The following is a 12,597-nucleotide window of genomic DNA, read 5'->3' as shown; positions in this document are numbered from 1 at the left end:
GTACGCCTACTCTACCATCTGCGTCGTTCGTCGCCTCTCAGGGGAAAGTCGCTCAATTCTCCGAGTTGGTCATGTGCAGCCTTATAAATGCGAAGAATAGCTTGTACCTTGTTAAAATCATTGTCTTCCGGACCGAATCCTTCCATATACATTTTTTGAATGATGTTTTGGAAGAAATCCATACGTTCGCGGACGGAATCCTGCTCGATTTGCAGTACCTCTTCAAAGCTGTGTGTCTCAGCAAAATCAGACAGCTCATCAAACTCCTGTTCCTGATATCGCTCTCCCCGAGTTTCGGGATTGAGATCAATAGAGGTACGCAGGGTTGACAATAAAATATTTTCGCGCGCCAGCATGACATGAAAATCTTTGTTCTTAAACAGATCCGTAACGATCAGACGGCACATTTCCTTGTTTTGCAGCAGAATCCCGTCAAAAGGATGCAGCGTCCACACACCGTAGTTAAAAAATAAATTAAAATTAAAGTTGCTGCTTCCATACTGATATACAATGTTGATTTTCGATTCATCGATGATTTCAAATGAAAATTCCAGCATGCATTCTCCTTTGGGATTCCAATATTTAACTCTATCCTATCAGAAAATGCATGATTTTCAATAAAAAATTTTATTTCACAGAATCATTTAACTCCACAATTGAATCTGCTTTTTCGCTGCTGACAGCCACGAGTAAATAGACAATCACACACCCTAAAATAAAGGACATCATACGCTCGCTCTCTCCTTTTTGTCATTCGCTTTTTAAAAGTTTATGCACGAGAATGCTATGTATGTTCATCATGTCCTTTATTAGCTGCTGCCAAACCAAAAAAGACGCCTTTCGGAGTCATCCGGCGTCTTTTAATAGATTGGGTCTATTATTCTACATTGTCATCAGTTCAAAAACGAGCTTAAACCCTCAGAAGAATTGCTATCCTTCAGTGTTTTGGATGGTTCTTTCCCTTCGATCCCCAAGCGTTGGCTAAGGTTGGCATTGATTGCTGTCATTTTACTTGTGTAATCATGGCAGCTTTCAATAATTTGGCGATTCGATTTTTCAGACAGATCCAAAGCAGATACCAAATCACCAATCGCCTGATTCACAGCCTCCAGTGACATAGAAGGCTTGCTAAGCAGATCTGTCGTTCTCTCGGTCGTCGTTTTGAGAAGCTTTGCATTTTCCTTGAATTGATCTTCAATCGTACGGTTGGTCGCATCGACGGCTGAAATGATTTTATCCTGATCCGCCAGCGCCATCGCGATCATAGCCGATACAGTGATCAGATTCGATGTTTTATCAATCGCATTATTTACAGAATCAATCAGTTTATCATTGTTATCATTAATAATATCTGTTGCTGCAATCGCCTGATTGTATAACAAAATCATTTCTGTCATCGACTGTGTACGAGTAACCACCTTGCGCAATCCCCGCTCCAGATGTGGCTTACGGTTTTCGTTTTCCGGCTTGGCAATCTCGGTCTCAAACAGTTCTTTCAAGCGATTACCAAAGGCAATCTTCGTCTGTAAATTGTAGATTTCTTCAATGGAAGCCTTCTTCAACTGTCTCATGCTGACGATGTTTTCTTCCAGATTATCCTTACCATCTCTCAAGGCAGTAATGATTTTCTCGATGTTCGTCTTCACCGACTGATACTTGTAAATGTAGTTCTTTAACGGGCTTTTACGCAGAAGCTTGCCAAAAAAGCTCACATTTTTGCTCTGCTGGAGCGTTTCGCATTCATCACGCAGCTTTAAGATCATATTGGATACCTCAGCCCGATCACCGGACATGAGGTCGTTTACCGGACGATCCAGCATTTTAAGGGTTTGCCCCGCACGTTCCTGCGTTTTAACCCCCAGCTTACCGATATCATCCATTAAGGTATCCAGGCTCATGACATCGCTTTGTGATACCTTCTGAATCAGCTGTGAAGCCTCCTCAGTCACCTTTTGTTCATCTTCTTTTTTCAATTCAGCCCATGGGGTCGCCATACGCTACCTCCTATTCTGAAAACAACTGTTACCCAAGTCTAATCGTTGTTATTCAGAGCAGCTATACTGCTACTTTTTTTATTTTCCCAAAAAATCGCCTACAATTCGGAACTGCTATATCGCTGGTGAATAAGCTCCGCTTTGCTCTGTAATTCCAACAGATCCTTATGCTCCACCGTAGATACAATTACCGATATTTTGCTGTCCACATCCCGTAATCCGTTTAATAACGTCCTCCGGTTAGTCCGCTTCGCATCGCCGCTGAGCCGAAGAAACGGATTAATCAGTCCGTTCAAATCCTTCAAAATCAATCTCCGAACCGTATGATTCACTTCGCTGTTGTTCAGTTCATGCAAAAGTGGAATGACCCGCTGCAAACGTGCAAATAGAGCCAGCGCCTTCTCGACAATCTCGTTATCAAGCGCATCCTTCTGTCCCTCGGAGATCACCATATCCTCCAGTACCTCCAAATACTCCATCACCTGAGCAAATTCACTGCTCACCTGAACTGATTGACGTACTTGTCCTGTCATAGACTCCGGTCGAACGGCAGCTTCCTTTTCATGCTGATGTGTCTCAGCGACCTGCTCCTGCACCACCGGAATCACGGAACCGGTCAGATTGGGGCGAGGATGGCGAATAGCCATGATGGCGCTGTATCCTCCCAAACCAATGATCGGAATCGCCAAACACACAAACAGTGGCAACCAAAAACTTAGTAAAAGCGCAATCAGGTAGCTAACCACAGCAATCGTGGCACCCCACATTTTTGACGTCATAGCTTGTACCTCCTGACGTAAACCCTTACCATATTGTAGAAAACAATATTTGTGTGTGTCAATGTACGGATTTACGTATGGTGATTGGCTGCTCGATATGACTGGCTAAAATGTCGTATTGCGGATGAAGTGAACCGATCTCATGACCCAAAGCCGATTTCACCGCTAGATAAGGAAAATTGATACCAGACAAACATGATACATGAAGTCCTCCGGACATCCGCGGATTGATCTCTAGCAGCTTGGCATGCTCGCCGTTATATTTTACCTGAATGTTATAATTGTACGGAATGTGATACGCCTCAGCGACCTTCTGTGCCACCTCCAACAGCTGGGGATGCTGCTCCAGCAGCCGTAATCGTCCTCCTGCCTTCCTACGCGGAACTGCCGCTAGCAGCTTTCCGTTCCGGTCAGCCAGGCAGTCAATACTGTATTCGTATCCCTCCAGCAGCTCCATCACCATCAGATTGGGAAATGATTCTGTGGATGACAATACGCGGTGTGCTTCCTCGAACGAAATATGATTCAGCGCATGGCCGAACAGTTCCTCCAGCGGATTACGTTCATTGTCGATGATACGAAAGCCCATTCCGCCTTCTGCATTACATGGCTTGAAGCATACCTTATGCCCACGTGCTATTAACGACTCATATGCCTGTTTAAACTGCTCGGCATTGCTGGCAATGGCATAATCGGGAATCGTGACAATTTCCTTTTGACGAATGGATTCATAAAACAAATCCTTTTCCATCAGTTGCTCCAGCAGTTCGGTATCTTGGCATACCATCACTTTTGTCCCAATATCATCGAACAAATAAAGATGCTTGCTAATATCGAGCATATTCCACCGTGGGATAAAGACATCAATTCCGTGCCGCTTGCAAAAATCAGCGCAAAATTGTGCGTACTCCACACCACTGGTGCGAGGCTCTACTTCAGCCACATCACTGGCCTGTAGCGCCATGTGCTGCGGATCTGAGTGTGTCGCATAGATCTCGAACGGAATACCGTCCTCATTGTTACGAATAGCATTCATATAATGATACGCCACTGAAAACCAGCGATTAAAATACACCTTAACCTTCTTCACAGAGCCACGTCCCCTATCTATTCTGAAAATGAAGTTTGAGCTGCGAACACACTCCGGTGTATTGCATGAACATACGCCATGATTTCGTCCGCTGCATACACCCCCGACACTTCTGTAAAACGGTAATTGACCTCCAGCTTATCCCGCAGCTGTTCCCGATACAATTCACCATGACGGGGAGCAATCGCATAATCAGCATAGTCCAGCAGACATCGGTCCAGCAAAGAGTCACCGGACGCAACCACAGCCCCTCCATTCGTGAGATTACGGATATGCTCCACGGCTGCCTGTTTATTCACCGCCGCAGGCACCAGATATATCTTACGACCTTGAATGGATACCTCCCAGCCCATTTCACGCATGATTCGCGCCTTCTCCAGCACCTGTTCCAGCGGCATACGATCCCGTTCAATCATGAAAGCATAAAATAACTCGTCGCAAAAGCGTTCGTTTACGACCCAGTCTTCATCCAGCACCTGTCCGAACACCTGACGTGCTTCTTCCGCATGAGCACCATCACGGCGTACTTGTTCATGAATACGCCGATTCCACTCTCGATCCACCTCGCCTCCGACGATGATGTTTCCACCATTACTCGTCACGGCATATGCGGGAACCAACTCCGTCTGAAACACAGTGATTCGTCTATACTGTTCTATCGTCCGAGTCGTCACGGGCATAAACATCACATCTTCAGGCAGTGTCTTTAGCAATTGCAGGGCTTGTTCAGAAATAAAAGCCGACGTCGCCCCGTCTATCTGTTCCGCAGGCAACAGACCAGGGGATTCCAGCGGTACGCCAAGCGAACGTTTGGAGTAAATCAGTGTCTGATCCAGATCACTTGCGTAGATCATTCTTGTCCCCCCTTGAGCGGCTTGATAATTCCGCAGCAGGAATAAGTCAATCCTTCAAATACCTCTACAGGCACTCCACGATCCTTTGCCAGCAGCATAATATGCTGAAGATTCGGATTATCTTCGCGGTCAATCAGAATTTTCCACGGCACTCTGCGCAGCAGTACACGAGTCGTCTCCCCCACTCCGGGCTTGACCAAATTGATATCCCGAATACCAAATGCCTGCTGAATCGCCTCAATATCCCGTAAGCCCTGCCATGTCACCGCAGGCGGATTCAATGTCATTTGTTCAGCGTATGCAACGGCCGTTTCAGCCACGTCTTGAAAGTACCCGGATACCGTATCCACAAACGTATTGGACTGATCCACTGACCGCCAGGATTCATAAAATTTGGCCCCATGGAAATCGTCAGGGCCTATGAGATCGTCGCGTAATACCGTCCGACTCATCAAACCTGATACAGTCGAATTCAGACAAGCACTTGGAATCAAATAATCTTCTCGTGTACCAAAGGTTTCTGAACATCTGCCCGGATCGGCCAGCACCGCCAGATCATCATTTAGACGCAACCCGTAATCCGCGTTCATCTCACGACAGGCCTCAATCAATACCTGGCGAATCGCCCCTTTCCCCGTCCAGCCATCGACAAACTGAAGTTCAATCTCCAGTCCATGCTGCTGTAAAATGTATAAAATCGCATTCCGGTCAATGCCTTTGCCACGAATAATAGAAATGCTGTAATGCGGCAAGGATACGCCATACTTCCAGTCAATATAACGCTTGATCAGGATACCAATGGGCGTCCCTGCTCTGGCAAGAGAAACAATCGCCGTGTTCAGGCCTCTTTTTCTCACAATCATCTCAGCCACAGAAGCTGCCGCTAATGCAACCTTTTTGGCAGATTGGGCAAGCGTTTCGTGAAACAGTGCAATATACTCTGCTGTGGGCTCGTATTCCACTGGCAGCATTTCTGAATAATGGACTCCCGACTGAATCGCCTCTTCACGATCCTCCGTCCCTTTTTCCAACGTAACCCGGCTCAAATCCTTCAATAAAAAAGTGACATCCGAGGCAGGATAACTGCCCAGCGGTTCGGGCGGATGAATGTTCTTCTGCTGTATTTGCTCCATGAGTGCTTGCTTCATATCCGCGCTCCTTTACTCTCCTGACTAGTTAAACCGTTAAAATAAACGACATGCACTTTATCGCAGCCCAGACGGGTCAAAGCCTCCAGCATGGGGTTCATCCGCTCTGGGTCCGACTCCCTTTCCATCAAAACGAATATTTCGTCATACTGACCGGGGTCTACATTATAAATAAAATTGCGTATCGTACTGTCTTCAGGTGATGGATATGTCACGCCACAGGCGACTCCATACCCTTCTTCGCGATGGGGATACACCGGGCTGCGTGTCGTCGATTGAAAATACACATTCAGACCTAACTCTGCTGCAATCCGCATTGGAATGTACATGAATTCGCCTGTGCCCATAACCAGCGTGCGTTGCCCAGAACGAAGTTGGTTCAGTCGTTCAGCTGTACGCGTGATTTCTGCATCCAACGCTGAATTGTCAGCGGATTGTAGACCAAAACGGCCTGTATATTTTAGATAAGGAGCTGTATTGGCGTATCCGTCCGTTGACATGGAACTGTGTACTACCCGCTCAAAACCGGAAGTATCCTTTTCAAAACGGTGGTCAATTATCCCAGAAGCGTCTTTATTAACCTCTGCCATGCTAGTGGCTGCATGTTCTGGGTGCCCAACCTGTGCAGCATATTCTGCGTGATCCAATATGGGTACTCCCTGTACCTCAATCTTTCCTTTGAGCAAGCTTAAAGGCGTAATCGTAATGCCTAGCTCTGCCTCCAGATCAGTGAAAGCCTGCTCATCGCTGTCTGTCCGCCAATCCAATAATGAAGCAATCACATACTGCTTACGCGGAAAATGCTCCTGAATATCCCGTATGATATTAAGCGTTGTTTTTCCCGTCGTAATTTCATCATCTACCAGCACAATCGGGCCATCTCCCGCAAAAGCATCTTCATCCAGTGCATAGCAACGATGGTCAACAGCGTGCGAATGCTCTTCTTCAAACCGAATAATAGGCCGAAGGCCCGGAATATCCTCGCGCGTCGTATGAATATACGAGGCTCCGTCGTCAAACAACCGATACATGCTGTGTCCCAATGCTGTAGCCGTCTCGGCAAAACCAACAAACTTGATCGGCTCCGTAAAAGCAAAAGCTAGACGTTCATCCATCAGCTTTCGGTAGGCCTCTTTCGCATAGTCCGGGTCAAGAAGTCCTCTCACGGCCTCTCCAATCAGTTCATCCATTTGTTGTCCTGCCTGCGGGACAAGCTCCTTATATAGTAGAATCGCCAGCGCCGCACCACTGAGCAGAGAAGTGTATGGGTTTACCGGAATATGCTTGCCCAGCACCTTGCTGACAAACAAAAACGAACGCTTTTTATTGACCCGTGCCGCCATCGCAAACAGCTTGTCCACAGGAAGGCGGAATGGATTATGCGTCTCCGTAATTTTAACGCTGAACTGCTCCAGGATTGGCAGCAGATGTGTTTTCGTGGTTGGGTAAGAGACTGACAAAATGTTGTTGTTCATGTAACACCCCGTATACTTTTGATCTATTGATAATTCGATGAGCCCAATTCAAATGCGGCTTAATTTCATTCATTTTGTTGGCATAGGTACTTTTGAATACACCCAGACTGCCGTCGTTACGCTCAACAATTTCAAGTGCATCCATATACTCTTCATGTGTCACCGCATACATGGCCTGTACCGGTTTAATATGGGAGGGATGAATAATTGTTTTGCCGATAATCCCATTCTCTTTGTCCATCATGACTTCTCGAATCAGTCCGTCTACGGCATCTGAGATGAAGTCCATCCGCAAGTGTCTTCCCGGCTTTCCAAGTGCATCTTCGAAAGGAGACACTCTTAATTGAGGTTTAAAGACACGTTCTCGGTGAGAGAAATATTCCCATACAGGACCGGAAATGACATAATTTGAGCCCACGCGTCCAAACAAGTTAATAATATCTGCGATGCAATCCCGAATGACGGCAATTTCATAAATCGTAATATCCGGGCTGCGTCTCAAGCCATACAGACTGGAGAAATCGGTTGCCCCAATTCGTACATTGAGCACATATTCCTGGTACTCGTCTAAAATTTCCTTAATTGACAGCAGCTCTTTCCAGCGGGTTTCCCGATATATGATTTTGGAGCTTTCAAGAATCGGTAATCCGTACAGCACAGGCATGTCGCTTGCGTTTCCTGCCCCTGTATGCATATTCCGGTTATATTCGGAAATGAGTGCAAAATACGCCCGTCCATTATCAGAAGAGAACTTAGGTAAGACAAAGCCCGTGAGCAGCGACAAAGATTCACCCAAACCGTTCAGTAGTCGTTCCAACTGCTCTACAGAGCGCACACGCACAAATAACAAAGGTAATTGCTGTTCACTCATCATCCCCGTCCGTACATAGGATAATAGTTGAAGCAGCTGCTGTGCCAGCGATTGTTCTGCCTGTCCGACTTGGTGATCCCCTATAGCATCCTCCAAATCCAAAATGACCGTTGTTAGTCCTTCATGTTTTCCATTTTTGATCTCTTCCGCTACCTCCGAGCGGGTAGCAGGCATGTACAAAGCTGCTCCTATTGCATAAGCCAATATACTTTTGGGAGAACGGTTATGAAACTCCAACGGTGGAGTATAAAAGATCGCTTCTACTTCCTCAGAGGTTAAATCATTAAAATATTTCAGGGCCCTTCCCCTCCTCTTGCTCTTTCTTGCCTGACTGAAGCCCTGTGCTTCGGGTATAAAAGAAATCCCCCCTTAGTTTCAGGAGGGATTTCGCTATACTTTGTACATTAAGCCTCTTTGTCGGCCTTTTTCTTTCTTTTCGCCGAGCTGATAACCATTGTGCCTACAAAGACAGCAATCAAAATGCCGAAGAATAAAACCTGCGACATATGAAAGCCAAAAGCAGCAGCCAGCATTTTACCCCCGATAATGGCGATCATAATAAAGGCTGTCTGTTCCAGTTCCGGAAATTTATCAATGAGCTTGAGGAACACTTGAGCAACACCACGCATCATCAGAACGCCGAGAATACCACCCAGGAACAGAACCCATACTTTCTCGCTCACACCGAAAGCGGCAATGACGCTGTCAATACTGAAGGCAATATCCATCAGTTCGACCATTAATACGGTTTTCCAAAAAGAAGTAGGTTTGTTTTTCACTTCTCCATCACCTTCGGACTTGAATAAGCCCTTATAAGCGATATAGAGCAGATAAGCCGCACCCAGTACCTTAATCAGTGTGAACTTAATCAGGAATGTACCCAAGCCGATAGCCAGGAACCTGAATATATACGCACCCAAAATCCCATAAAATAAGGCTCTCTTCTGTTGTTCCTTGGGTAAGTGTTTAACCATAACTGCGAGAACCAAGGCGTTATCCGCCGATAAAAGTCCTTCCAGCAAAATGAGAGTTCCTATAATCCCCCAACTCACTGGATCAGTAAGCGTAGCTACAACATCACTCCATGAAAAGAAATGGCCATAGTTTTCGCTGATATTTTTAAACAAATCATTCAACATGAAAAGAGTGCCTCCGATAATTCAATTTATTTGCTACCCTGCGACCAGCGCATGCCCCAGTTATAGGCCCGATCCAACTCACGATGACCGCCATAGAACTGCACGAGTCTTTCAATGCTGAACGTTTCATCGTTTACATTTTGAATCATGGCAATCGCACACATCCCTTTGCGATTGTCATGTTCATTCATGTGAACGATAATGTCCGGCCCATCCTTCTGGTACAGCGTGACTACCCCGTCCGCTTGTGACCAGTTCGTGACTCCTTCATAGATGAAGGTGAATACCAAAATTCGCTTAATTTCAGAAATTTTAGCACCATTAATGCGAAGATTTTCCCCTGTTTTCACAGAGCCTGTACGGTCGTCGCCATCCAGAGCAATGTACGGGAAGCGATTTAGAGAACCGAAAACTTCCCCGAGCGCCTGCACAACGCCTTTATCTCCGTTCTTCATCTCATACAAGCAGCCCAGATCCAGATCGACACCCTTGGAGCCGCGATTGAAAAAGCCCTTGCTTTGCTGCACCTGATTCCAGTTCAGATTGATCAGGATTTCACCCAATCCGCCTGAGCCTTTTTTCAGGTTGATGGTGTCGCCCTTCTTCTTCAGCTCAATTTTCCGCAGATTCAGATTCACCGGTGTTGCAGATGGCTCTGGCTTCGGAGCAGGTGGTACTGGTGGCGGCGTTGGTGCTGGCCGAGGCGCTGGAGACGGAGGTGTAGGCACTGGCGTGGGAGGAGCCGGACTGTTTTCCACTTCAATCCCAAAATTAACGCACAACGCATCCAATCCACCGGAAAAACCTGCGCCAATCGCGTTGAATTTCCATTCCCCGTTATGACGATACAGTTCCCCAATGACAATCGCCGTTTCCACTGTAAATCCACTGTCCAAATTAAACCGCAAAACCTCTCCGCTAACCGGATGAGCAAAACGAATGAACCCACCTTGAACCTGTCCAAAATTTTGCCGTTTCTGATCCGCATCATAAATCGTTAGCGTAAACGCAATCTTCTCGATGTTTGCAGGAATTCGCGTCAGATCAAGGGCAAATTGCTTTTTGTCACCGGACTGTTGTCCGTCTGAATAGGTGATAAAGGGCGTGGTCGGATTGTTGTAAAAAATTAAGTCCTCATCGCCCGATACTTTTCCTCCAGGACCCAGCAAAAATGCCGAAGTATCCAGCTCCAGAGACGCTGGGGACTCCCAGCCAATCCCTACGTTGACATGGGTCAGGCCCGGATTTGTTTTCGTCAAATCCGCCTTCTGTCCCTTTACTACGATAGCAGCCATGATTGTGTCACCTTTCTGTCCGTTTGTCATGTGTCAGCGTACGCTAATGTAATAGCTTAAAAAGAAAGGGTAGCGCCCTATGGACACCACCCCAAGTGGATATTATTGAGCGTCCAAGCCATAGTTTTTAGCAAGCGCACCCAATCCACCAGCAAAGCCACTACCGATAGCCTGGAATTTCCAGTCTGCATTCTGACGGTAAAATTCACAGAATACGACGGCCGTTTCGGTGGAGAAATCTTCTCCCAAATCGTAGCGCAGCACTTCACGATCCGTTGCCGCATCTACCACACGTACAAAAGCATTGGACACTTGACCAAAGTTTTGCGCGCGTGCCTCGTAATCATAAATGGTAACCGTGATCCCGATACGGTGGATGTTCGCAGGAATCTTCGAGAAATCAACGATGATTTGCTCGTCATCCCCATCGCCCTCACCTGTGCGGTTATCGCCTGTATGAGTAACCGATCCTGCTCCGCCTGTCGGGTTGTTGTAAAATACAAAATCATCCGCAGCTTTGGCTTTACCGTCTTCATAAAGTAGGAAAGCCGAAGCATCCAGGTCAAAGTCCGCGCCACCACTGTATTTATTCGTATCCCATCCAAGACCTACAACGACACGAGTCAAGCCGGGATTCGTTTTGGTCAGATCAATACGCTGTCCTTTGGAAAGGCTAATGGTCATTCCGCATACCTGCTTTCTTTGTATAGATTTTTTACGCCAAACCGTAATCGCGCGTCAATCCTGCAAGACCATCTTGGTAGCCGCTACCAATGGCATTGAACTTCCACTCACCGCTATGACGATACAGTTCGCCTACAACAACGCCTGTTTCGATCGAGAAATCTTCTCCCAGATCAAAGCGGACCAATTCTTCATTGTTTGCTTCGTTTACAATACGAGCGTAAGCACGGGACACTTGTCCAAAGTTTTGGCTGCGTTCTTGTGCTTCATAGATTGTAATCGTAAAAGCGATCTTTTCAACGTTAGCTGGCACGCTACCCAGATCAATTTTAATTTGCTCGTCATCTCCGTCGCCATCACCTGTGCGGTTATCCCCTGTATGAATGACAGAGCCGTTCTCATTTTGTGGGTTATTAAAAAAGACAAAGTTCTTATCGGATTCTACTTTACCTTCCGCATTAGCCAAAAACACGGATACGTCCAAGTCAAAATCTTTACCGCCATCGTATTTGTTTGTGTCCCAACCGAGACCAACTGTGATTTTAGACAAACCTGGATTTGTTTTCGTCAAATCGATTTTTTGACCTTTGGATAAGTTAATTGCCATGAGTAAGAACCCCTTTTCACATTAAGTTTTGTATGAGCAACCTAAAATTACATATAACGCTGAGCCAGCACATCAATATGTACGGCATGGGTTCCTTCACCGATTGCAGCAAACTTCCATTCGTTGTTATGACGATAGAGTTCTCCACAGACCAGTGCGGTCAGCCCTTCATAATTATCAGATAAATTAAACGTCACCAGTTCCTTGGAATTAGCACCATCCAGAATACGGATATACGCTTTCTCGATCATGCCGAAGTCCTGTTTCCGGTTTACGCAATCATATATATTCACAACAACAAGCACTTTGTCGACATTGGCAGGAATACGTGCCAGGTCAATCGCAATTTGTTCATCATCACCGTCGCCTTGTCCGGTCAAATTATCACCGGAATGCACAACAGAGCCACATGGACTTTTTTTATTGTGGAAACACACTACGTTATCTGACTGAGTCAGTTTTCCGTTGGCGTCCAGCAAAATGGCAGAAGCGTCACAATCAATATTGGGTTGCTTCTTGAAGCCAAAAAATCCTTTGGACTGTACAGGGTCCCATCCCAATCCTGCTATAACCTTGGTTAGTCCTGTGTTTCCCTTGGTCAAATCAATTTTCTGGCCCTTGACCAGATTAATTACAGCCACTGATTAACACACCTCCCTTC

13 protein-coding genes are annotated in these 12,597 nt (G+C 46.2%); all 13 read right to left on the bottom strand.

Features of this window, described 5'->3' with window-relative positions:
* Positions 1 to 11: 11 nt before the first annotated feature.
* The 13 genes from BM358_RS23275 to BM358_RS23215 all read right to left on the bottom strand — a co-directional run bounded on the left by BM358_RS23275 (position 12) and on the right by BM358_RS23215 (position 12,577).
* Positions 12 to 557 carry a hypothetical protein gene (locus tag BM358_RS23275; RefSeq protein ID WP_023987205.1) on the bottom strand — a complete coding sequence of 182 codons (546 nt, stop codon included), beginning with the start codon at positions 555 to 557 and terminating at the stop codon, positions 12 to 14.
* A gap of 336 nt (positions 558 to 893) precedes the next feature.
* Positions 894 to 1,994 (bottom strand): toxic anion resistance protein, encoded by a 1,101-nt coding sequence (locus BM358_RS23270; protein WP_023987203.1) that lies wholly within the window; start codon positions 1,992 to 1,994, stop codon positions 894 to 896.
* Positions 1,995 to 2,092: 98 nt separating this feature from the next.
* Positions 2,093 to 2,773 carry a hypothetical protein gene (locus tag BM358_RS23265; RefSeq protein WP_028542074.1) on the bottom strand — a complete coding sequence of 227 codons (681 nt, stop codon included), beginning with the start codon at positions 2,771 to 2,773 and terminating at the stop codon, positions 2,093 to 2,095.
* A gap of 58 nt (positions 2,774 to 2,831) precedes the next feature.
* Entirely contained in the window at positions 2,832 to 3,863 is a 1,032-nt protein-coding gene (locus BM358_RS23260) for an ATP-grasp domain-containing protein (protein WP_023987201.1), read from the bottom strand.
* Between the two features lie 17 nt (positions 3,864 to 3,880).
* Complete coding sequence (locus BM358_RS23255) at positions 3,881 to 4,717, bottom strand: HAD family hydrolase (protein WP_023987200.1); 837 nt, start codon at positions 4,715 to 4,717, stop codon at positions 3,881 to 3,883.
* Positions 4,714 to 5,865, bottom strand: a complete 1,152-nt coding sequence (locus tag BM358_RS23250; RefSeq protein WP_023987199.1) for a cysteine protease StiP family protein — start codon at positions 5,863 to 5,865, stop codon at positions 4,714 to 4,716. The genes BM358_RS23255 and BM358_RS23250 overlap by 4 nt, the downstream gene beginning before the upstream one ends.
* Positions 5,862 to 7,208: a phosphoribosyltransferase family protein gene (locus tag BM358_RS23245; RefSeq protein WP_028542073.1), complete on the bottom strand. Its 1,347-nt coding sequence runs from the start codon at positions 7,206 to 7,208 to the stop codon at positions 5,862 to 5,864. Before BM358_RS23245 ends, BM358_RS23250 begins: the two co-directional genes overlap by 4 nt.
* A 52-nt stretch (positions 7,209 to 7,260) precedes the next feature.
* Complete coding sequence (locus BM358_RS23240; protein ID WP_028542072.1) at positions 7,261 to 8,448, bottom strand: HpcH/HpaI aldolase/citrate lyase family protein; 1,188 nt, start codon at positions 8,446 to 8,448, stop codon at positions 7,261 to 7,263.
* Positions 8,449 to 8,615: 167 nt separating this feature from the next.
* Positions 8,616 to 9,350 (bottom strand): TerC family protein, encoded by a 735-nt coding sequence (locus BM358_RS23235; protein WP_023987196.1) that lies wholly within the window; start codon positions 9,348 to 9,350, stop codon positions 8,616 to 8,618.
* Positions 9,351 to 9,376: 26 nt separating this feature from the next.
* The gene (locus BM358_RS23230) at positions 9,377 to 10,645 is read right to left on the bottom strand and encodes a TerD family protein (RefSeq protein ID WP_028542071.1); all 1,269 of its coding nucleotides are present in this window, start codon (positions 10,643 to 10,645) and stop codon (positions 9,377 to 9,379) included.
* A gap of 102 nt (positions 10,646 to 10,747) precedes the next feature.
* Positions 10,748 to 11,329, bottom strand: a complete 582-nt coding sequence (locus tag BM358_RS23225; RefSeq protein ID WP_023987194.1) for a TerD family protein — start codon at positions 11,327 to 11,329, stop codon at positions 10,748 to 10,750.
* Between the two features lie 31 nt (positions 11,330 to 11,360).
* On the bottom strand, positions 11,361 to 11,936 hold the full coding sequence (locus BM358_RS23220; protein ID WP_023987193.1) for a TerD family protein: 576 nt from the start codon (positions 11,934 to 11,936) through the stop codon (positions 11,361 to 11,363).
* A 47-nt stretch (positions 11,937 to 11,983) separates the two neighbouring features.
* Positions 11,984 to 12,577: a TerD family protein gene (locus BM358_RS23215; protein ID WP_013308969.1), complete on the bottom strand. Its 594-nt coding sequence runs from the start codon at positions 12,575 to 12,577 to the stop codon at positions 11,984 to 11,986.
* Positions 12,578 to 12,597 lie beyond the last annotated feature (20 nt).

The sequence above is a fragment of the Paenibacillus sp. cl130 genome (assembly GCF_900116035.1).
Taxonomy (GTDB): domain Bacteria; phylum Bacillota; class Bacilli; order Paenibacillales; family Paenibacillaceae; genus Paenibacillus; species Paenibacillus polymyxa_B.
Note: the sequence above shows the minus strand (reverse complement) of the source record. Positions and strands in the feature narration are given on the sequence as shown.